The following is a 20,755-nucleotide window of genomic DNA, read 5'->3' as shown; positions in this document are numbered from 1 at the left end:
GACCCCACACCACGGTCCCGGCGGCGCTGACGGCGCTCGCGGTGCTGATGGCGCTGGCCCCGGCCCTCGCGCGGGACCCGGGACCGGCCATCCCGCGGGCCGCGCACCAGGGACAGGACGCGCCGCAGATCCGGCAGTCGGTGCGCGGCACCGCCGGGTACGTCTCTCCGCCGGAGAGCGGCTACCCCGGTGACCGGATCCAGTTCCGGTTCGACGCCCGCAACGTCTTCAAGCCCGACGGCGTGAAGTCGTCCGGCACCTTCCACGTCTGGCACTTCACCAAGGACGGCCGGACCGGCGCGGAGTTCACCGGACGCGTCACCTGCCTGCTGGCGTCCGGCGACCACGCGACCGTCACCGGGAGGATCACCAGGGCGGTGGTCGGGACGGTGCCCAAGGACCCGCGGGTGGCGTTCACCGTCGTCGGCAACGGCTCGGCCAACCGGATCGGCTACGCGGGCGGGCAGTGGGGATGGTCGGACGTCGCCGACTGCCTGGGGCCGGTGCCGTTCGCGCCGATCGGGTTCGGGCGGTTCGCGGTGGACCCCGCCGGGATGTGATCAGCCGCCCGGCGCGACCAGCCCCGTCTCGTAGGCGAACACCACGAGCTGGACGCGGTCGCGCAGCCCGAGCTTGGCCAGCGCCCGGCTGACATGGGTCTTGGCGGTCAGCGGGCTGATCACCAGCCGGTCGGCGATCTCGTTGTTGGACAGGCCCCGCGCGACCAGCGCGACGACCTCGCGTTCCCGGCCGGTCAGCTCCGCCCCGTCCGCGACCGGCCCGGGGCGCGGCGGGTGCGTCATGAACGAGGCGATCAGCCGCCGGGTGATCGCCGGGGCCAGCAGCGCGTCGCCGCGCGCCGCGACCCGCACCGCGTGCAGCAGGTCGGCGGGCTCGACGTCCTTCACCAGGAACCCCGTCGCGCCCGCCCGCAGCGCGTCGAACACGTACTCGTCGAAGCCGTAGTTCGTCAGGATCACCACGTGGACGTCCGCCAGCCCGGGGTCGGCGGCGATCCGCCGGGTCGCCTCGATCCCGTCCATCTCCGGCATCTGCACGTCCACCAGCGCGACGTCGGGCAGGTGCGCCCGCGCCAGCGCCACGCCCTCCCGCCCGTCGGCGGCCTCGCCCACCACCGCGATGTCGTCCTCGGCGTCCAGCAGCGCCCGGAACCCGCCCCGGATCAGCGCCTGGTCGTCCACCAGCAGCACCCGGATCACGGGGTGCGCTCCACCGGCAGCTCGGCGCGCACGGCGAACCCGCCGCCGTGGCGGGGGCCCGCGTCCAGGGTGCCGCCGAGGGCGGTGACGCGCTCCCGCATCCCGACCAGCCCGACGCCGGACCCGGACGGGCCGCCGGATCCGGGCCGGCCGTCGTCCTCCACGTGGACGGTGAGCCGTCCGGGGCCGTGCTCGATCCGGACCGAGGCGGTCGCGGGACCGGCGTGCCGGGCCACGTTGGTGAGCGACTCCTGAACGATCCGGTAGGCGGCCCGGCCCACCGCGTCGGGCAGGTCCGGCAGCCGGTCGGGCACCGTCAGCGTCGCGCCGACCCCCGCCGCGCGGGCGCTTTCCAGCAGGCCGGGAAGGGCGTCCAGGCCGTGCGCGGGCTCCTCGGCCCCGCGCAGCGCCGCCAGCGTCGCGCGCAGCTCGCGGGCGGCCTCGCGCCCGGCGTTCTCGATGGCCAGCAGCGCCTCGGGCGGCTCCTCCCCGCGCTTGCGCGCCAGGTGGACGGCGACCCCGGCCTGCACCTTGATGACGGAGATCTGGTGGGTGAGGGAGTCGTGCAGCTCCCGCGCGATGTGCAGGCGCTCCTCGCTGGCGCGGCGCAGCGCGGCCTCCTCGCGGGTGCGCTCGGCCTCGCGCGCCCGCCCCTCGGCCTGCCGCAGCGCCTCGCCCGCCACCCCGGCCGCCACGACCCAGCCCAGCGCGAGCAGCGCGTTGGCGACCTCGGGCACGGACAGCGGCGTCCAGGCGAGCAGCACCCCCACCAGCAGCGACGGCGTCACCACGGCCGCCGCGACCCGCAGCCCCGCCCGCGTCGCCGCGAACACCGCGACCAGGAACGCCGCCGGCGGGACCTGCGCCCCGGCCGCGAGGTAGGCCAGCGTGGACACCGCGACGGCGAGCAGCATGGCCAGCGGCCACCGCCGCCGCAGCCCCAGCGCCAGCCCGGCCGTCGCCAGCGGCACCGCGCCCCACGCGCCGCCCCCCGCCGCCAGCCCGGCCCCCAGCAGCATCGCCGCCGTCCCGACGGCCGGCACCCAGTCGACGAGCACGACCCTGACAGATCCCATGAACGCACCCTAACCAGGCTTGATCGCCCGGCGAGTCCGCTTGATGGACGAACCACGCGTACTGCGCGCGAAGTACGTCCCGGGCCCCTCCCCCGGGCGCGGTACCCGAAGTGCGGCCTTCGAGCCGAGGAGGAACGGCCCGCGCGCCGGACACGATCGGGGTGAACGCTCACCGGCGCCGGCCGCGCGGCGAACGCGGCGGCGCCCCTCCGGGAAAGGGGCCGACATGACAGTGACCGGCGAACCAGTGACCGGCGAACGCCTCCTCACCGCGTTCATCCGGGACTACCCGCGCGAGATGGGCCTCACCGACGAGGACCCCGAGGCGATCCTGGACCGCTACCTCGCGCCGGACTTCGTCTTCCGCAACTACGGGGTCCCGGTGGACCGGCGGCGGATGCTCGGCCAGGCCCGGCCCGCCCGCCGCAACACCCTCGACGTCGAGACCGAGATCCACGAGATGCTGCTGGACGGCCCGCGCTTCGCCGCCCGCTACACGACGCGGCCCACGACCCGGAAGGGCGGGACGCTGGAGATCCACGTCCTGATGTTCGGCGAGCTGGCCGAGGACGGCCGGATCCGGCGCGTCGACCAGATCACCCACACCGGCCGTGCCTGAGAACTGTCGGACCCGGGGGCTACGGTGCCGAGCCATGGCCGTTCGCCCCCCGACCCTGTGGCGCGACTGGATCGCCGACGAGGCACGCCAGGTCGCCGCCGGAACGCTGAACCACGCCGACGCCACCTCCGCCGAGCTCTACCCCGACCGGCTGATCGGCGAGACCGACGCGGCGCTGGCGGCGTTCGAGAAGCGCCTGGACGCGCTGCGCCGCCCCTCCGACGCCGAGGTCTTCGCCGAGGTCGAGCAGGTCGTGCTCGACCTCAACGAGATCGACGGCAGGCACGGCGCCTTCGAGACGATCGAACGCGAGCAGTTGTGCGAGTACATCGTGGAGACGCTCGTCGAGTGGGGGATCGACGTCGAGGCGCTGGCCGCCCGGCGCGGCATCGACGCCGCCGAGATCACCGACGCCTGGCGCGACTGGTGAGCTCCCGCAGGACGTCCCCGGCGCGCGTCCACAGCAGCCCGCCGCCCGCCTCCGGAAGCAGGTGGCGGCGGGCGTCGGGCAGCCGCCGCTCCAGCGTCGCGCCGAGGTCGGGGGAGTGGGTCGGGTTCGCGTCCCGCCCGCCGTACCAGAGGTCCACCGGCACCGCGACGTCCTCCACCCGGAACGGCCACCGCGCCAGGTGCAGCACGGTGTCGCGCGCGTAGCCCGCCCCGCCCCGCGCGAAGCCCTCCTCCAGCGCCCGCCGGAACGCCTTCTCGAACTCGGGCCGCAGGTAGACCTCCCGGTCCACGTCGGGGCCGCCGTCGACGCTCATCCGGAACATCGAGTCGGCGTTCCCGAACGCCGCGAAGTCCGCCTCCGCGCCCGCCGGGTCGGCCGCGACGAGGTCCACCAGCCGCCGCACGTCGGGCACGAGCGCGTCCGCGAACGCCGGATGCGCCAGCTCGTCCCCGCCCGACACGACCGCCACCGCCGACGCGACCCCCGCCGCCGCGCACGCCAGCGCGAACGGCGCGCCCTGCGAGAACCCCACGACCGCGGGCCGGTCCAGCCCGAGCGCCCGCACGTCCTCGGCCCAGTCCGGCAGCGTCCGCCCCGGCGACGGGTCGGACCCGCCCAGCCCCGGCCGGTCCACCGAGACCAGCCGGACGCCCAGCGCGTGGACCGCGTCCGGCCCGAACCCCAGCCACCGGCTCCACCCGGCCCCCGGACAGAACACCACCGGGAACCCGTCACGCGGCCCCCACTCGGCCCAGGCGAGGGCCCGCCCGTCCGGGAGCCGCGTCGTCCCGAGCCGTTCCGGGTCGGTCACGAACATCATGATCACATTATTCCTGACCCCCACAATGGGGTCATGGACGAGGCGTTCACGACGGCGGCGCGCACCGGGGACGTCGCGGCCCTGTGGCGGCTGCCCGCCGAGGACCTCTCCGGCGACGAGGGCGCCGCGCTGCTGCGCGCCGCCCTGCTCGCCGGGGACGGGGCCACGGCCGAGGCCCTGGTCGAGCTGGGAGCCGACCCCTCCCGCCCCTGGGCGGACGGCACCGACGCGCTGACCTGGGCGGTCGACCGCGGCGACGGGGAGATGTTCCGGGCGCTGCTCACCCCGGCGAGCGCGCCCGGCTGGGAACGCCGCGTCCTGCCCGTCGCCCGCCGCTGGTTCACCGTCGACGTCGAGACCGAACTGCGCCGCCGTCTCGGCGACGATGGCACGGCCACCGTCGAACGCTCCGACGTCCTCGACGAGTTCGGCCAGGCGACGTCCGTCCGCGTCCGCGTGACCACCGCCGACGGCCGCGGCGCCGAGGCGTGCACCGGGCACCGGGGCATCGTTACCTTCCTCGAACGGCTGCTCGGCGTGCCGGTGCCGTTCGACGAACTGGTGGACCGCGCCCTGTTCCACGCCCGCCCCGGATCCAGCGACTGGTACGAGTCGACCGCCACGCTCAGCTCGCGCCGCGACCACCACACGCTGCGCCGCCTCGCCGCGCTGGCCGAGGACCCGTCGGTGGACCGCCGCCGCTTCGCCGCCGACACCCTGCGCATGCTGAGCCTCCAGATCTACGCCGAGGACGGGTGGCCGCATGTCGAGGAAGCCCGCGAACTGGCCCGGCGGCGCTGCCGCGCGGAACGCGACCCTCGCGCGCTCGGCTCGCTGGTCGCGGCGTTCGCCGAGTTCTCGGACGGCGCCGGGGCGAACACCGAGATCCTGCGCCACGCCGGCCACCCCGACCCCGGGGTCCGCTGCCACGTGGCCGCCTCGGTCACCCTCCGGAACGAACCCCGCCCGCACGTCCAGCGCGCCGTGACCGCCCTGGCCGACGACCCCGACGGCGACGTCCGCCGGGCCGCCCTGGCGACGCTCGTCCACAGCGACCTGGACGCCCCGCGGCTCCTCGACGTCCTGGCCGCCCATCTGGACGACCCGTACCTCCACGCCGCCTACGAGGCGGTCCAGGGCCTGGCCCTGCACCGGGACGCCCGCTGCCGCGAGGCCCTGGACCGCATCTGGAACGACCCCGGGACCACCGACCACATGCGCGAGATGCTCTGGTACGCCTCCGAGCGCCTCGACGAGCGGGACGAGCGGGACGAGTAGGACGGAGGGAGGAAGCAACCTTCCGCGCGTTCGTTGGTTCTCAGAGCATGAGGTCGTATCAAGGACCGGCCGTGGGCGGCGCCGCCCGCGACGGCACGGAGGATCCCGGCGGGAACGCGGAGACACCACCGGAACCCGAGAAGGGCGACGGCGGGCTGGCGGGGTTGTTCCAGGCCCACCACGGGGCGCTGGTGCGGCTCGCGCTGCTGCTGGTGGGCGACCAGGGCACCGCGGAGGACGTCGTCCAGGACGTGTACGCCCGCCTCCAGCAGCGCCGCGGACGCGGCAGAGGGGGCGGCCTGCCCGCGACGCCGCCGGAGCTGCTCGCCTACACCCGCGCCGCCGTGCTGAACGCCTGCCGGACGCTGGCGCGCCGCCGGTCCCTGGCGCACCGGCTGTTCCAGGCCCCGCAGCCGGTGTGGTCGGCGGAGAACGACGCGCTGGTCGCCGACGACCGCCGGCGGGTGCTCCAGGCCCTGACCCGGCTGCCCGCCCGGCAGCGGGAGGCGATCGTCCTGCGCTACTACCTCGACCTCTCCGAGGCCGAGATCGCCGCGGCCATGGGCGTGCGGCCCGGCACCGTCAAGTCCACCATCTCCCGGGGCCTGGACGCGCTCCGCGACCGGTACGAGGAGGAGCGATGACCGGGCTCTCCGACGAACTGCTGCGATCCGCCCTGCGCGACGCCGCCGCCACCGTCCGCGACGAGGACCTGCGGCCGCTGCCCGCCGCGCCCCCGCCGCGCCGCCCGCGCCTGGTGCCGTTCGGCGGCCTGGCCGCGGCGGTCGCCGTGACCGTCGTGGCCCTCCTGGTCGCCGCGCCGTGGTCGCGGCATCCCGGCCTCTCCCTGGCGGCCTACACGGGCGTCGACTACGTCCTCGAAGGGGCGTGGCCTCCGGGCGCGGCGTCGGTGACGGTGCGCAAGGCCGACACCGGCCGGCAGGTCGCGACGGTCCCCGCCCCCGCCGGGTCGGGCGGTTTCCGCAACTCCGCCGACTCGGGGGACCACCGGACGTTCGTCCTCACCACCGCCGACCCGCGGGCCTGCCGCGTCCGCTTCCACCGGCTCGTCCTCGGGGCGGACGGCCGCCCGAGCGGGGCGCCGACCGAGCTGCGCGGCGCCGACCTGCGGCAGCGGATGGGGGAGGGCCCGGAGCAGCTGGCCGTCTCCCCGGGGGCGCGCCGGATCGCGTACGCGGGCAGGGAGTGCGACCCCTCCGGCAGGGGGACCATCACGGTCGTCGACCCCGCCACCGGCGAGCACCGCGTCACCCGCCTCCCGCCCCGCGCCCTGGCCAGCTCCCTGCGGTGGGCGCCGAACGGCCGCGAACTGGTCTTCGAGACCATGGGCGACTACCTGGAGCCCGGTCTGCACACGCTCGACACCGCGACGGGCCGCGTCAGCCCGATCTCCCTGGGAGGTGGCGACGGGAGGCTGCACGGCGCCATGTTCGACAAGAACGGCACGCACATCGTCGCGCTGGTGCGCAACGGCGGGCGGAACCGTGTCGTCTGGTACGCGCCGGCGTCCAAGACGATCACGCGCGAGGTGCCGCTGCCGTCGAGCGACCCCGACGCGCCCACCACCTTCGAGGTGGCCGGGAACCGGGTCGTGGCCATGATCGGCGATCGCGTCCACGTCGTCACCGGGACGAAGGTCACCACCGGCCGTGCCGACCGCCTGCCCGGCTAGGGCCTGTTTCAAAGTGGGCCTCAGCCACGCACGCGAGCGCGTTACCTGACCTGCGGGCCCGCAGCCGAAGGCGAGGGCCCGCAGGTCAGATCGCGAAGCGATGCCGCGCTCGCCAAGCCCTGGTGAGGCGCGAGCCCCCAGGCGAGCGCCGTAGGCCAGGGCTTTGAAACACGGCCTAGTCCCCGAACAGCAGGGTCAGGACCGGGCGGACGGCCTCCTCGGGGGAGTCGCCGAGGCGCTGTGGCAGCGCTCCGCTCTGCCACAGCGTCGCGAAGCCGTGGACGGCCGACCAGGCCGCGATCCGGGCGGTCCCGTCGTCCCCGCGGCTCTTGGCGACCGTGCGCGCGCCGCGTTCCAGGATCCCCGCCGCCCGCGCCCGCGCCGCGTCCACCTCGGGGTCGTCGGCCCGGTACAGGCCCGGCTGGAAGATGACCTCGAAGTGCGCCCGGTGCCGGGTCGCGAAGCGCACGTAGGCGGCCCCGACGTCCAGGAAGTCGTCCCCGGCCGCCTCCAGCGCGTCGGCGAACAGCGTGTAGCCCTCGGCCGCGACCGCCGTCAGCAGCCCGGCCTTGTCGCCGAAGTGGTGCGCGGGCGCGGCGTGCGACACCCCGGCCCGTCGCGCCAGCTCGCGCAGGCTCCATCCGGCGATCCCGGACTCGCCGATCGCCTCGACGGCGGCGTCGATGATGACGCGCCGCAGATTGCCGTGGTGGTATCCGCGTTCGCCGATGACCGTCACCCCCTCCAGAACTTGACATTGGCTAGTTTAGCGTGTCTCAATCTTTCCATCGACAAGATGAGGAGACGACATGCCCGCCGTTCCCTGGATCCAGCCGCAGGCGCCCGCGTCCGACGCCGAGGTCACCGTGATGGCCTCCCGGTTCGAGGTGAGATCCCTGCGCCAGGTGCCCGGCTTCCTGCGCGCCTCGATGGTCCTGTGGTGGCAGGCCCGCCGCTCGGAGGGCGTGCGGGGACTGGCGCTGAAGGCCGAGCCGTTCCGGCGCACGTTCTGGACCGTCTCGGCCTGGCGCGACCGCGACGCCATCAACGCCTACGCGGCCTCCGACCCGCACCGCTCCGTGATGCGGAGTCAGCGCGGGGTGATGAAGGAGTCGGTGTTCGTGTTCTGGACGGTCCCGGCCGCGGAGCTGCCGATCACCTGGGAGGAGGTCGAGCGGCGCGTCGCCGAGCGGCGCGCCGTGGCCTGATCCGGCCACCGCCCCGCCGCAGTTCTCTGACTAAGGTCAGAGATATGGACGTCCAGGCCGTCGCCCAGGTGCGGCGCTTCCAGCGCACGGTGACCCAGCGCGTCGGCGCGCTCGACGACAGCTTCCTCGCCCTCGACCGGCCGCTCGGCCAGTCCCGCCTGCTGTGGGAGATCGGCCCGTCCGGCTGCGAGGTGCGCGACCTGCGCGAACGCCTCGACCTGGACTCCGGCTACCTCAGCCGGACGCTGCGGTCGCTGGAGCGCGCGGGCCTGGTCTCCGTCGAGCCCACCGGCCCGGACGGGCGGGTCCGCGTCGCCCGCCTCACCCCCGCCGGCCTGGCCGAACGCGCCGAGCTCGACCGCCGTTCCGACGCTCGCGCCGCCTCCCTGCTGGAGCCGCTCACCGCGCCCCAGCGCGAGCGCCTCGTCACCGCGATGGCCGAGGTCGAGCGCCTCCTGGTCGCCTCCGCCGTGGCCATCGACGCCCTCGACCCCGCCCACCCCGCGGCCCGGCTCTGCCTGCGCGCCTACGCCGAGGAGATCGACCGCCGCTTCGACGGCGGCTTCGACCCGTCCCGGGGCGTCTCCGCCGGCGACGACGAGCTGCGCCCGCCGCGCGGCATGTTCCTGGTCGCGACCCTGCGCGCCGAGCCGGTCGGGTGCGTCGCGGTGAAGCTGCACCCCGAGTACGCCCACCTCAAGCGCATGTGGGTCAGCCCCGCCGCGCGCGGCATGGGCCTGGGCCGCCGCCTGCTGGCCGAGGCCGAGGCCCGCGCCGCCGGCGCGGGCGTCCCCGCGGTCCGCCTGGACACCCACCGCGTCCTGACCGAGGCGATCGCCCTCTACCGCTCGGCGGGCTACCGCGAGGTGCCGCCGTTCAACGACGACCACTACGCCCACCACTGGTTCGAGAAGCGCCTCTGACGGCCGCGGGCTCCGGCGCGCTACTCCCCGGCATGCCGCGTCGCCGCCCCGAACGGGCTGTCGATCGCGTACCGCCAGAGGCCGTCCGGGCCCCGTCGCGCCACGTCGGTGGCGGTGCCCTCGATGTACAGGTGCTCCCCGTCCGGGCCCGGTCCCTCGATGCACCAGTCCACGATCAGCAGCGCCAGGTCGCCGTTGGCGTGCACGTGCCGGGGCCGTACGCTGATCGGCAGGCCGAGGCCCTGGAAGCGGGCGTTGGCCGCGTGCAGGTCGTCGCCGCGCACCGCCGCGCCGTCCTCCGGCACGAACACCGCTTCGCCCTCGTACATCTCGGCCAGCGCCGCCGGGTCGCCGCTGTTGAAGCGCTCGGCGAACACGAACGGGACGTTCTCGGGACGGTCCGCGAGACCAGGGCGCATCATGGCATTCACTCCCAGCAGGTAGAAAGCTCTGGACGATCCGTGACGCTAGGAGGCCCTCCCGTGGCTCACCAAACGGTCGGTGACGAGGCCCGGCCCGGCCTCCCCGACGACCCCCGCGCCGCCGTCACCGCGCCGAGCCCCGCCTGCCCCGTCGAGATCGCGCTCGACGCGCTGCGGGGCCGGTGGACGACCCTGGTGATCCGCGAGCTCCTCAAGGAGGAGCGCGGCTTCACCGACCTCCGCGCGGCCCTGCCGACCCTGTCGGACAAGGTCCTGGCCGACCGGCTGGCCCATCTGCTGGAGGCGGGCGTCGTCGAACGGCACCGGCAGCCGGGCTGGCCGCCCCGCACCCGCTACGTCCTCACCGAGCACGGCCGCCGCCTCGGCCCGGTCCTCCAGGCCCTGTGGGACTGGGGCGCGACCGCACCGCGCGGGGAGGGAGATGTGGCCCCGGGGAAGGGATGAGACGCGGCGCGCTGTCGTACCGGATGTGTACAAAGGGAGGGTGACCGACTGGGGCGAGGACGCGCTCGCCGAGCTGCGGGCCGCGGCCTTCCGGGGGGACGGGGGCGCCGGGGTCGCGGTGCTGCGCGCCCGGCCGCTGGGTCCGGTGCTCCAGTACGCCGGGGACGTCCTGGCCGCCGCCGTCCGGCAGCGCGCCGACGACGCCGAACGCCTCGCCCGCAAGTGCCTGGAGGAGCTGGACGGCCGCGGCCGCCCCGGTGACGCCGAGCTGGCCGCCGAGCTGGCCGCCGTCCTGGGCTCCCCGCGGGAGCGCGCCGCGCTGACCGCGGCCCCGGTGGACCTGGCGGCGCTGGGGGCCGCGCTGGAGGGGGACCCCGGCGAGGCTTGGGTCGTCGACCTGCGGCGGGGGGACGTGCTGCCCGCGCTGGACCTGGTGGACGAGCCCGCGTTCGACCCCGAGCGCCCCGAGTACGACCCCGGGCGCTGGCTCGGCTTCTGGCCCGGCGGCCCGCACCCGCGCGACGCGGCCGACTTCGCGAGCGCGGTGGAGGACGAGGACCTGCGCGCCCGCCTGCTGGCGGCCCACGCGCGCGACCGGTTCGCCGAGGAGGTCGAGCCCGTCCTGGGGCGGTGGCGCTTCTTCCTGGAGGAACGCCGGCGCGGCCGGGCCCGGCACTGGCTGGCGGGGCAGGGCTACCGCCCCGTCCCGCGCCCGCTCCTGTGAGCGGGGCGTGGCCGGGCGGGGCGTGGCCGGGCGGGGCGTGGTGACCGCGCGCGGGACGGCCCCGGCCCGGACGACGCCGGGCCGGGGCCGTCCCCCGGCGGAGCCCCTCCCAGCGCCCCCCTGCGAACCAGCCTCAGAACCCCGGGCGCACCAGCGGGAACGGGATCGTCTCCCGGATCGACCGCCCGGTGAGGGTGATCAGCAGCCGGTCCACGCCCATGCCCATGCCCCCGGCGGGCGGCATCGCGTACTCCAGCGCCCGCAGGAAGTCCTCGTCCAGCTCCATCGCCTCGGGGTCGCCCCCGGCGGCCTGCAACGACTGCTCGGTGAGCCGCTGCCGCTGGAGGATCGGGTCGATCAGCTCCGAGTAGGCGGTGCCCAGCTCCAGCCCGAACACGATCAGGTCCCACTTCTCGGCCAGCCGCGGGTCGTCGCGGTGCGGCCGGGTCAGCGGGGAGGTCTCGGCCGGGTAGTCGCGCACGAACGTCGGGGCCTTCAGCTCCTCCTCGACCAGCGCCTCGAACAGCTCCTGCACGAGCTTGCCCTGGCCCCACTCGGGGTCGAAGTTCAGGTCCACCTTCCGCGCCAGCCCGTGCACCGCCGCCAGCGGCGTGTCCGGGGTGACCTCCTCGCCGAGCGCCTCCGACACCGACCCGTACACCGTGATCTCCCGCCACGGCTCGCCCAGGTCGTACTCGACGCCGTCGCGCACCACGACCGTGGTGCCGAGCGCCGCCTCGGCCGCCGCCACCACCAGCTCGCGGGTCAGCGTGGCCATGGTGTCGTAGTTGCCGTAGGGCTCGTACGCCTCCAGCATCGTGAACTCGGGGTTGTGCTTCTGCGACACGCCCTCGTTGCGGAAGTTGCGGTTCAGCTCGAAGACTTTGCCGACGCCGCCGACCAGCAGCCGCTTGAGGTACAGTTCGGGCGCGATCCGCAGGTACAGCTGCATGTTGTAGGCGTTGATCCGGGTGGTGAACGGCCGGGCCGTCGCGCCGCCGTGGATCGGCTGGAGCATCGGCGTCTCGACCTCCAGGTAGCCGCGGTCGCGCAGCCCGTCGCGGACGGCCGCCACCGCGTCGCCGCGCATCCGCAGCATCCGGCGCGAGTCGTCGTTGACGATGAAGTCGACGTAGCGCTGCCGGACCTTCGCCTCCGGGTCCGACAGGCCCGACCGCTTGTTGGGCAGCGGGCGCAGGCACTTGGCGGTCAGCGTCCAGGATCCGGCCAGCACCGACAGCTCGCCCTTGCGGGAGGTGACGACCTCGCCGGCCACGCCCACCTGGTCGCCGAGGTCGATGAGCTCCTTCCAGCGCGCCAGCGGCTCGGCCCCGAGGTCGGCGGCCGACAGCATGACCTGGATGTCGCCGGTCTCGTCGCGCAGCGTCACGAAGACCAGCCGGCCGTGCTCGCGGGCCAGCACGACGCGCCCGGCGACGGCGACGCGCTCGCCGGTGCGCGCGTCGGGCGCGAGCCCGGCGTGCCGGGCGCGGATGTCGCCGACGTAGTCGGTGCGGTCGAAGCCGAGCGGGTAGGGCTCCATCCCCGCCGCCTCGATCTTGGCGAGCTTGTCGTGCCGGACGCGTTCCTGCTCCGACAGCCGCCGCTGCGGGGCGCGGGACGCCTCGGCGGCCTCCTCGATCTCCTTGATCTTCTGGACGAGGGAGGTGGAGGGCACCATGTTCGCCGCGCGGTCCAGCTTGGGCCGGTTCAGGCTCGGCAGGAAGCCCTCGGCGCGGGCGTAGGCCAGGCCGAGCCGGATCAGGTCGCGGCTCTGCTGGTAGCAGATGAACCGGGGCCGCCACTCGGGCATGTACTTGGAGTTGGCCAGGTACAGCGACTCCAGCTGCCAGAACTTCGACGCGAACGACAGGAACCGGTAGTACAGCCGCGCCACCGGGCCCGCGCCGATCTGCGAGCCGCGCTCGAACGCCGACCGCAGCATCGCGAAGTTCAGCGACATCTGCTGCGCGCCGACCAGCGCGGCCTTCTCGGCGAGCTTGGCGACCATGAACTCGTTCAGGCCGTTCTCGGCGGCCCGGTCGCGGCGCATCAGGTCCAGCGACAGCCCGGAGCGGCCCCACGGCACGAAGCTGAGCAGCCCGCGCAGCTCGCCCTGGGCGTCGAACGCCTCCACCATCACGCAGCGCCCGTCGGTGGGGTCGCCGAGCCGGCCGAGGGCCATGGAGAAGCCGCGCTCGGTCTCGTCGCCGCGCCAGGCGTCGGCGCTGCGGATCAGCTTGGCCATCTCCCAGTCGGGGATCTGCGAGTGGCGGCGGATGCGGACGGTGTACCCGGCGCGCTCGACGCGGCGCACCGCCTGGCGGACCTGCCGCATCTCCCGGCCGTCCAGGTTGAACTCGGTGAGGTCGATGACCGCCTCGTCGCCGAGCTCGATGGCGTCGAAGCCGTGCCGCCGGTAGACGTGCGCGGCGCGCTCGCCGACCGACACCGCGCCGGGGATCCAGGCGTGCGCCCGGCACTCGGCCAGCCAGGTCTCGATCGCCTGGTCCCAGGACTCGGGGTCGCCGAGGGGATCGCCGCTGGCCAGGCAGACAGAACCATCGACCCGGTAGGCGATGGCCGCCTTGCCGTTCGGTGCGGTGATGACGTCCTTGTCGCGGCGCAGCGCGAAGTAGCCGAGGGAGTCCTGGTCGCCGTACTCGGCCAGCAGGCGGCGGGCGTCGATCTCCTCCTCGGCCGACAGCACCGGGTCGCGCCGCCCCGGCCGGAACAGCGCCCAGAACGTCACGATGAGCAGGCCCGTCCCCAGGACGCCGATCAGCACGTCGACCCAGCCGGGCACGTCCACGTCGATCGGCTCGCCGGTGACGCCCGAGCCCAGCGTCGTCTGGAGCAGCACGTAGTAGGGGTGGGTGAGGAAGTCGCCGCGCGGGTTGCGGTCGGTGATCGTCACCAGGAAGGTGCCGACGCACCCGCTGACCACCAGCAGCACCGAGAACACGATGGCCGCCAGCCGCCGGTTGGCGCGGTCGGGCAGCGTGGTGAACTGCCCGCGCGCCGCCACCAGCAGCGCGGTCACTGTGAGATAGATCGCACTGGAGGCGAACGCGCCGATCGGCTGCGGCTCGTCCGGGTCGAGCAGCAGCTTCACCAGCAGCAGCACCGCCGACACCGAGTACAGGCCGAACAGCACGACCAGGATGCGCCAGGCCGCCTTCTTGCGGCGTTTGATGCCCATCGACAGCAGGATGAGCAGCAGACCCCACGGCACGCTGGGGGAGAATCCGAGATAGAACATCCAGCGCAGCGCCCAGATGCTGAGGACCTGCACGATGATGTCGGACGACAGCCAGGACAGGATCGACAGGATGCCCGACAGGCGGGTGTACCAGAAGAAGACCGGCGGGACCGCTTCGATCAGGCTCCGCCACCTGCCCCGCGGCCCGGTGCCGCGCGGCGCGGTGCGTCCGTTGGACACGGCCGTCTGCTCCTTCATGGCCCCCCTGTCGCCACTGGAATGAGGTCCCTTAGTTGTACCGGTTGTCACTTGCATCACGCTTCGTTCTGCTGTCGCCGCCCCCGGTGCCGAACCGTGGAGTTACGGCGGACGTCGTACGGGTAGGGGGATGTGGCTTGCACGCCGGGTCCAAGATTGTCAGCAAAAGTCGATATGGTCGCGGATATGCCAAATGAGACCACCGGGGAGCGGTTGCTCGCCCAGCGCTACCGACTGGTGAACACGGTCGGCCGCGGTGGCATGGGCACGGTGTGGCAGGCTCACGATGAGGTCCTCGGTCGTGACGTTGCGGTGAAGGAGGTCATCCTTCCGCATGGTCTCACCGATGAGGAACGGGCGGTCCAGTACAAGCGCACGTTCCGCGAGGCCCGCACCGCCGCCCGTCTCGGCCATCCCGGCGTCGTCACCGTCTACGACGTCGTGGAGGAGGACGGCCGCCCCTGGATCATCATGGAGCTCATCCAGGCGCGCTCCCTCGACCAGGTGATCAAACAGGAGGGGCCGCTGGAGGTCCGGCGGGCCGCCGACATCGGCCGCCAGATGCTCGCCGCCCTGCACGCCGCGCACGAGGCGGGCGTCCTGCACCGCGACGTGAAGCCGTCCAACGTGCTGGTCACCACGGGCGACCGCGCCGTCCTCACCGACTTCGGCATCGCCACCGCCGCGGGCGACGCCACGCTGACCCAGACCGGCCTGGTCATGGGCTCGCCCGCCTACATCGCCCCCGAGCGGGCCCGGGGCCGCACCGCCGGTCCCGCCTCCGACCTGTGGTCGCTCGGCGTCACCCTCTACACGATGCTGCACGGCAAGTCGCCGTTCGAGCGCTCCGAGCCGATGGCCGCGCTGGTCGCCGTCATCTCCGAGGAGCCGGCCCCGCCGGAGCGCGCGGGCCGCCTGACCCCCGTCATCGAGGGCCTGCTCCGCAAGAACCCCGACGAGCGCATGGACGCCATCGAGGCCGGGGCCCTGATGGACGCGATCGTCCGCCAGGAGACCGTCGACACCCAGCGCACCATGGCGGTGGAGTACACCGAGGAGACCTTCGAGGAGCCCGCCCCCGCCGAACCCGAGCCCGAGCCCGCCCCGAAGCGTTCCTCACGCTGGCGCACCGAGCCGAAGCCGACCCCCGTCCCGATGGCCGAGACCCGCGTGACCCCGGCGGCCCAGGAGGAGGCCCCGACGCCTCCCGCCAGCGGCGGGTCGTGGCAGGTGGGCGACCGCACCGAACCGGCGTCCGGCGTCGGGGGGAGTTCCGACGGCCGCCGCAACCTGCTGCTGCTCGGCGCGGCGATCCTGGTGATGCTGCTGGTCGTCGGCGGCGTCGCCCTGTTCCTCACGGGCGACGACAAGCCGGCCGCCAACCAGAGCAACAAACGCCCGACCGGCCAGCAGACGACGCCCCCCGCGTCGAAACCCCCGTCGTCCTCCCCGCCCCCGACGAAGACGAGCCCCACCAAGACCGCCGAAGCAGACGGCGTCCCCGCGGGCTTCCGCCGGTACGAGGACGGCACCGGCTTCTCGGTCGCGGTCCCGAAGGACTACCGCGGGCCGCGCCACAAGGGCAGCAGCGTCTACTTCGACGCCCCGAGCGGCCGCGGCTACATCCAGATCGACCAGACCCCGGACGCCAACTCCAGCGCGCTGGCGGACTGGCGGCGCCAGGAGCAGGCGACCTCCCGTTCCAACTTCCGGAACTACGACCGCATCCGCATCGAGAAGACCGGAGACCAGCCGCCCGTCCCCGACACCGGGGACGGCAGCAAGTCGGCGGACTGGGAGTTCACCCACGGCAACGGCAGCCGCACCCGCGTGCTGAACCGCGGCTTCGTGATGGGCAAGCGGGGCTACGCCATCCTCATCTCCGCCCCCGAGAGCGAGTGGGAGGAGACCATCGCCAGGCTCCGGCCCGTCTTCGCCTCGTTCAAGGGCGCGGACGACTGACCCCGGGCGGGATCACGGGTTGCGGCCCGAGACGCGGAAGCGGACGGCCTTGGAGCAGTGGACCAGGCCGCCGTCCCAGAAGCAGGCGCGGAAGTAGATCTGGCGCTTCTCGCTGAGGTTCTTGCCGTAGATGGCGTTGGACCGCGCGCCGACGTTGCCGACGCGGTGCCACTTGTCCTTGACGCCGACGTAGTTCCATTCGGTCCAGCCTGAGCTGTAGGGGCCGGACGCGTTGTTCCAGATGCGGAAGTAGTCCCCGTTGGGGTACCAGGTGACCCCCACCACGTTGCGGCCGTACTGGACCCAGTTGCGGTAGGGGACGGCGGCTTCGGCGGGGGTGACGGTGGCCGCCAGGACGGCGCTGGTCAGACCCAGCGTCAGGACGGTGGACTTGACGGAAAGGCGCACGGTGGGTTGCTCCTCCGGTCAGGAGATCGTCAGTGGGCAGTGGAACACGGGAGGATCTCCGTGGCAAGCTTCGCATTGCGGGATGAATGCGGCTTTTGTGGGGTTTGTATGCGGATTCGTTAGGTCGGGTCGGTAGAGTCGCGACTCATGTCGGCGGGGGTAGAGGAGACGCAGGGGCAGTCCCGGCTGCTGGCCGGGCGCTACCGGCTGACGTCCGTGGTCGGGCGCGGCGGCATGGGCACCGTGTGGCGGGCCTGGGACGAGGCGCTGCACCGTGAGGTGGCCGTCAAGGAGGTCGCGCTGCACCCCTCGCTCGGCGAGGAGGAGCGCGCGCGGCGGCACGAGCGCACCCTGCGCGAGGCGCGGGCGTCGGCGCGCCTCAACCACCCCGGCGTCGTCACCGTCCACGACGTCGTGGACGAGGACGGGCGGCCCTGGATCGTCATGGAACTCGTCCAGGCCCGGTCGCTCCAGGAGGTCGTCGACGCCGACGGGCCGCTGCCGCCGGGACGGGTCGCGGCGATCGGACGGCAGGTCGCCGGGGCGCTGCGGGCCGCGCACGCCATCGGCATCCTGCACCGCGACGTCAAGCCCGCCAACGTCCTGATCACCCCCGACGGGCGCGCCGTGCTCACCGACTTCGGCATCGCGCAGATCGCCGGGGACGCCACCCTCACCCAGGCCGGGATGATCATGGGGTCGCCCGCCTACATGTCGCCCGAACGGCTCAACGGCGAGCGCGCCCTGCCCGCCTCCGACCTGTGGGCGCTCGGCGCGACCCTGTACGCCGCCTGCGAGGGGCGCGCCCCGCACCACCGCGACGACGCGATGGCGATGCTGGCCGCCGTGATGACGCAGGACCCGCCGCCGCCCCGCAACGCCGGCCCGCTCGCCCCCGTCCTCGCCGCGCTCCTGGAGCGCGACCCGGCCCGCCGGATGGGCGTCGACGCCGCCGAGGCGACGCTGAGCCGCATCGTGGCGGACGAGGCCGCCCGCACCGCCCCCGACACCGGCCCGGCCGCGCCGCCCGCCGTACAGGGCGCCACAGCGTCCGGCGCGTCCACCGCCCCGGGCGGCGTGACCCTCGTGCGGACGGGGCCGGCCGGGACGCCGCCCGTCCCCGTCCCGCCCGTCCCCGTCCCGCCCGTTCCCGTCCCGCCCGAGCCGGTCCCGTGGCCGCAGGAGACCGGCCCGGTCCGGAGACGCGGGTTCCGGCAGCCCGGCTGGGTGACCCTCCTGGAGGCGGTGCTCACCGTCGCCGTGATCGTGGCGGTCGTCGTGGTGACGTTCACCTCGGACGGCGGCGACAGGACCGGTGACAGGACCGGCGGCGGAGCCAGGGACAAGACGGGGGGCTCCGTGGCGTCCGCCGAGACGGGGAAGAAGAAGGCCGTCGTCCCGCGGAAGACCGCGACGAAGCCCACGCTGCCGCCGGGGATGCGCTGGGCGGGCATGCGGGACGGCTACCGCGTCCCCGTCCCCGCCGGATGGACGATGCGCCGCGACTCGGGCGACCGCGTCTACTGGCTCGACCCGAGGTCCGACGCCTACATCATGGTCGACCGCACCGCCTGGACCGGCGACCCGATCCAGCACTGGGTGGACTGGGAGAGGGAGGTCCAGGCCAAGGGGCAGCCGCGCGGCTACCGCCGGATCACGCTGCGCTCCACCAAGGTGCAGGGTCACAAGGCCGCCGACCTGGAGTTCGTCTGGAGCGACGGGCTGCGCGCCAAGGACCGCGGCGTGGTGATCAAGGGGCAGTCCTACGCGGTCATGGTCGCGGTTCCGGCATCGCAGTGGAACCAACGTCTGGAGAGCGTGAACAATGTCCTCGACGGCTTTCACGTGTGAGTCGTCCTTGAACCTGGGCGTGTGTTCGCGCGTCCCAGATACGACAGATGTCGCTGAGGCGTGCGCGCGGTGCTCCTCTAGGCAGCATCGCGGGTGACGGGGGACCATTCAGACATGGGAGAGGGTCGGCTGTTGGCCGCCCGCTACCGGCTCGACGCCGTGGTGGGCCGGGGCGGGATGGGCACGGTGTGGCGCGCCCACGACCTCATGCTCGACCGCGAGGTCGCGGTCAAGGAGGTCGTGCTGCCGCCGGGACTCACCGACTCCGAGCGTGACGTGCTCATCGAGCGCACCTTCCGGGAGGCCCGCGCGTCGGCGCGGCTGAACCACCCCGGCGTCGTGACCGTCCACGACGTCGTCGAGGAGGACGGCAGCCCCTGGATCGTGATGGAGCTGGTCCGCGCCCGCTCCCTCCAGGACCTGCTGGAGGAGGGCCCGCTGGCGCACCGGCGGGTGGCCGAGATCGGCCTGCAGATGCTCGGGGCGCTGCGGCACGCCCACGAGAAGGGCATCCTGCACCGCGACGTCAAGCCCTCCAACGTCCTGATCACCGACTCCGGCCGGGTCGTGCTCACCGACTTCGGCATCGCGCAGATGGAGGGCGACGCGACCCTCACCCAGACCGGCCTGGTCATGGGGTCGCCCGCCTACATCCCGCCGGAACGCGCCCAGGGCCAGCGCGCCGTCCCCGCCTCCGACCTGTGGGCGCTCGGCGCGACCCTGTACGCGGCGCTGGAGGGGCGCTCCCCCTACGAGCGCAGCGACGCGATGTCGTCGTTGCAGGCGGCGCTGGTCGAGCCGGTGCCGCCGCCGCGCAACGCCGGCCCGCTCGCCCGCGTGCTGGAGGGGCTGCTGGCGCGCGAGCCGGTGCACCGGATGACCGCCGCGCAGGCCGAGCCGCTGCTGACGCGGGTGGCGACGATGCCCGCGCCGGTCGTGCCGCCGACGGTGGCCGACGCCCGCGCCGAGGCGCTGACCTCGGCCGACGAGACCGTCCTCGACGAGACGATGCTGGACGAGCCGTCGGGGCGGCGCCGTCCCGACATCGCGGCCGAGACGATCCTGGACGCCACCGAGATCGCGCCGTACACGCGCCGCGACCCGGAGAGCACGCCGAACCGCCGCTCCGGGGAGAACCGGCCCGCCGAGCGCCGCTCCACCGAGCACCGCTCCAACGGCAACTGGCCGGCCGGCCAGGGCGCCCCCGGCGTCGATCCCGAGGCGCGGACCGTGCTGGAGTCGCAGTGGTCGGCCGGGCCGGGCCCGCGCACACCCGAGCCGTGGGAGCAGCAGCCCTCCTACCAGCACCAGTGGCAGCAGCCGCCGTCCCCGCCGGCCGACGCCGACCGCGAGCGCCGCAAGACCACGGTCATCGTCACGGCCGCGGTGGTCGTGGTGGTGCTGGCCGTGCTGATCGGCGCGTTCCTGCTGCGCACGCAGCTGTGACCTGACGGTCGCCCCGGGGGGCCGGGGTGCGGGAGCGGTCAGTCGCCCAGCGCGTCCACGGCCAGCCGCAGCTCGTCGACGTGCTTGACGAGCTGGGCGAACGCCTCGCTCGTGCCCTCGCCCTCGACCTGGAGCCGCTCGACGTCGTCCTCCACCGCCGTGACGTGCTGGCGCAGCCGCCGCAACGGCTCGCAGCCCACCCCCGAGTGCTCGGCCAGCGACCGCCGCAGCATCGTCGCCTGCTCCCGCAGCCGCAGGTTGCGGTGGTGCAGTTCGACGAAGACCGACACCTTGGCGCGCAGCAGCCACGGGTCGAACGGCTTGGTCAGGTAGTCCACCGCCCCGGCCGCGTAGCCGCGGAACGCCTCCGCGCCCGCCTCGCCCGCCGCCGTCAGGAAGATGATCGGGATGTCGCGGGTGCGGGGACGGCTCTTGATGTGCTGGGCGCACTCGAAGCCGTCCATCCCCGGCATCACCACGTCCAGCAGGATCAGCGCGAAGTCGTCGTTGAGCAGCTCGCGCAGCGCGTCGTGCCCGGAGGTCGCCGTGACCACCTCGACGGGCAGCGCGTCCAGTACGGCCGCCAGCGCGACCAGGTTCTCGGCGCGGTCGTCCACGGCCAGGACCCGCGTGGTGTTCGGCACCACATCTCCTTCGCCTCGGCGGCCACCACGGCGTGCGCTGTCCAGACTGTCACGCCTGTCCGACCGATGACAGCGAATCCGCACA

General features: G+C 74.2%; 21 protein-coding genes. 13 read left to right on the top strand and 8 right to left on the bottom strand.

Going from position 1 to position 20,755, the window contains the following annotated elements; all coding sequences use genetic code 11:
• Nucleotides 1-41: 41 nt before the first annotated feature.
• Nucleotides 42-560 (top strand): hypothetical protein, encoded by a 519-nt coding sequence (locus HNR61_RS15355; RefSeq protein WP_182843789.1) that lies wholly within the window; start codon nt 42-44, stop codon nt 558-560.
• On the opposite strand, the gene HNR61_RS15350 is transcribed toward HNR61_RS15355, so the two are convergent.
• Together HNR61_RS15350 and HNR61_RS15345 are read right to left on the bottom strand one after the other, a co-directional pair.
• On the bottom strand, nt 561-1,220 hold the full coding sequence (locus HNR61_RS15350) for a response regulator (protein WP_182843788.1): 660 nt from the start codon (nt 1,218-1,220) through the stop codon (nt 561-563).
• The gene (locus HNR61_RS15345) at nt 1,217-2,296 is read right to left on the bottom strand and encodes a sensor histidine kinase (protein WP_182843787.1); all 1,080 of its coding nucleotides are present in this window, start codon (nt 2,294-2,296) and stop codon (nt 1,217-1,219) included. Before HNR61_RS15345 ends, HNR61_RS15350 begins: the two co-directional genes overlap by 4 nt.
• A 226-nt stretch (nt 2,297-2,522) precedes the next feature.
• Here HNR61_RS15345 and HNR61_RS15340 point away from each other — a divergent pair, with 226 nt between their 5' ends.
• Nucleotides 2,523-2,915, top strand: coding sequence for a nuclear transport factor 2 family protein (locus tag HNR61_RS15340; protein WP_182843786.1), 393 nt, complete (start codon nt 2,523-2,525; stop codon nt 2,913-2,915).
• 34 nt (nt 2,916-2,949) lie between these two features.
• Nucleotides 2,950-3,345, top strand: a complete 396-nt coding sequence (locus tag HNR61_RS15335) for a hypothetical protein (protein ID WP_182843785.1) — start codon at nt 2,950-2,952, stop codon at nt 3,343-3,345.
• On the opposite strand, the gene HNR61_RS15330 is transcribed toward HNR61_RS15335, so the two are convergent.
• A complete protein-coding gene (locus tag HNR61_RS15330; RefSeq protein WP_220509328.1) occupies nt 3,320-4,186 on the bottom strand; it encodes an alpha/beta fold hydrolase in 867 nt (288 codons plus the stop codon). The genes HNR61_RS15335 and HNR61_RS15330 overlap by 26 nt on opposite strands.
• A 33-nt stretch (nt 4,187-4,219) precedes the next feature.
• Between HNR61_RS15330 and HNR61_RS15325 the strand changes: the two genes are divergently transcribed.
• The 3 genes from HNR61_RS15325 to HNR61_RS15315 all read left to right on the top strand — a co-directional run bounded on the left by HNR61_RS15325 (nt 4,220) and on the right by HNR61_RS15315 (nt 7,157).
• Complete coding sequence (locus HNR61_RS15325) at nt 4,220-5,464, top strand: HEAT repeat domain-containing protein (RefSeq protein ID WP_182843784.1); 1,245 nt, start codon at nt 4,220-4,222, stop codon at nt 5,462-5,464.
• 71 nt (nt 5,465-5,535) lie between these two features.
• Entirely contained in the window at nt 5,536-6,108 is a 573-nt protein-coding gene (locus tag HNR61_RS15320; protein WP_312897917.1) for a sigma-70 family RNA polymerase sigma factor, read from the top strand.
• Nucleotides 6,105-7,157: an NHL repeat-containing protein gene (locus tag HNR61_RS15315; protein WP_182843782.1), complete on the top strand. Its 1,053-nt coding sequence runs from the start codon at nt 6,105-6,107 to the stop codon at nt 7,155-7,157. Before HNR61_RS15320 ends, HNR61_RS15315 begins: the two co-directional genes overlap by 4 nt.
• A gap of 175 nt (nt 7,158-7,332) precedes the next feature.
• On the opposite strand, the gene HNR61_RS15310 is transcribed toward HNR61_RS15315, so the two are convergent.
• On the bottom strand, nt 7,333-7,896 hold the full coding sequence (locus tag HNR61_RS15310) for a TetR/AcrR family transcriptional regulator (protein ID WP_312897916.1): 564 nt from the start codon (nt 7,894-7,896) through the stop codon (nt 7,333-7,335).
• Nucleotides 7,897-7,966: 70 nt separating this feature from the next.
• On the opposite strand from HNR61_RS15310, the gene HNR61_RS15305 reads away from it, so the two are divergent.
• Both HNR61_RS15305 and HNR61_RS15300 read left to right on the top strand, forming a co-directional pair.
• Nucleotides 7,967-8,365, top strand: coding sequence for a DUF3291 domain-containing protein (locus tag HNR61_RS15305; protein ID WP_182843781.1), 399 nt, complete (start codon nt 7,967-7,969; stop codon nt 8,363-8,365).
• A 44-nt stretch (nt 8,366-8,409) separates the two neighbouring features.
• Nucleotides 8,410-9,288 carry a bifunctional helix-turn-helix transcriptional regulator/GNAT family N-acetyltransferase gene (locus HNR61_RS15300; RefSeq protein WP_182843780.1) on the top strand — a complete coding sequence of 293 codons (879 nt, stop codon included), beginning with the start codon at nt 8,410-8,412 and terminating at the stop codon, nt 9,286-9,288.
• 20 nt (nt 9,289-9,308) lie between these two features.
• Here the strand turns inward: HNR61_RS15300 and HNR61_RS15295 are convergent, their stop codons facing one another.
• Complete coding sequence (locus HNR61_RS15295; RefSeq protein ID WP_246442680.1) at nt 9,309-9,710, bottom strand: YybH family protein; 402 nt, start codon at nt 9,708-9,710, stop codon at nt 9,309-9,311.
• Between the two features lie 60 nt (nt 9,711-9,770).
• Here HNR61_RS15295 and HNR61_RS15290 point away from each other — a divergent pair, with 60 nt between their 5' ends.
• Complete coding sequence (locus HNR61_RS15290; protein ID WP_182843779.1) at nt 9,771-10,175, top strand: winged helix-turn-helix transcriptional regulator; 405 nt, start codon at nt 9,771-9,773, stop codon at nt 10,173-10,175.
• 40 nt (nt 10,176-10,215) lie between these two features.
• Nucleotides 10,216-10,899, top strand: coding sequence for a hypothetical protein (locus tag HNR61_RS15285; protein ID WP_182843778.1), 684 nt, complete (start codon nt 10,216-10,218; stop codon nt 10,897-10,899).
• A gap of 133 nt (nt 10,900-11,032) precedes the next feature.
• On the opposite strand, the gene lysX is transcribed toward HNR61_RS15285, so the two are convergent.
• The gene (gene lysX / locus HNR61_RS15280) at nt 11,033-14,341 is read right to left on the bottom strand and encodes a bifunctional lysylphosphatidylglycerol synthetase/lysine--tRNA ligase LysX (RefSeq protein ID WP_312897915.1); all 3,309 of its coding nucleotides are present in this window, start codon (nt 14,339-14,341) and stop codon (nt 11,033-11,035) included.
• A gap of 204 nt (nt 14,342-14,545) precedes the next feature.
• Between lysX and HNR61_RS15275 the strand changes: the two genes are divergently transcribed.
• Nucleotides 14,546-16,321, top strand: coding sequence for a serine/threonine-protein kinase (locus tag HNR61_RS15275; RefSeq protein WP_246442679.1), 1,776 nt, complete (start codon nt 14,546-14,548; stop codon nt 16,319-16,321).
• A 12-nt stretch (nt 16,322-16,333) separates the two neighbouring features.
• Here HNR61_RS15275 and HNR61_RS15270 read toward each other — a convergent pair whose 3' ends face one another.
• Nucleotides 16,334-16,729: a hypothetical protein gene (locus HNR61_RS15270; RefSeq protein ID WP_182843775.1), complete on the bottom strand. Its 396-nt coding sequence runs from the start codon at nt 16,727-16,729 to the stop codon at nt 16,334-16,336.
• A 147-nt stretch (nt 16,730-16,876) separates the two neighbouring features.
• Here HNR61_RS15270 and HNR61_RS15265 point away from each other — a divergent pair, with 147 nt between their 5' ends.
• The gene (locus HNR61_RS15265; protein WP_182843774.1) at nt 16,877-18,580 is read left to right on the top strand and encodes a serine/threonine-protein kinase; all 1,704 of its coding nucleotides are present in this window, start codon (nt 16,877-16,879) and stop codon (nt 18,578-18,580) included.
• Between the two features lie 114 nt (nt 18,581-18,694).
• Entirely contained in the window at nt 18,695-20,026 is a 1,332-nt protein-coding gene (locus HNR61_RS15260) for a serine/threonine-protein kinase (protein ID WP_182843773.1), read from the top strand.
• A gap of 38 nt (nt 20,027-20,064) precedes the next feature.
• On the opposite strand, the gene HNR61_RS15255 is transcribed toward HNR61_RS15260, so the two are convergent.
• Nucleotides 20,065-20,670, bottom strand: a complete 606-nt coding sequence (locus HNR61_RS15255; RefSeq protein WP_312897914.1) for a response regulator — start codon at nt 20,668-20,670, stop codon at nt 20,065-20,067.
• Nucleotides 20,671-20,755 lie beyond the last annotated feature (85 nt).

The sequence above is a fragment of the Actinomadura kijaniata genome (genome assembly GCF_014138665.1).
GTDB classification, from domain to species: domain Bacteria; phylum Actinomycetota; class Actinomycetes; order Streptosporangiales; family Streptosporangiaceae; genus Spirillospora; species Spirillospora kijaniata.
Note: the sequence above shows the minus strand (reverse complement) of the source record. Positions and strands in the feature narration are given on the sequence as shown.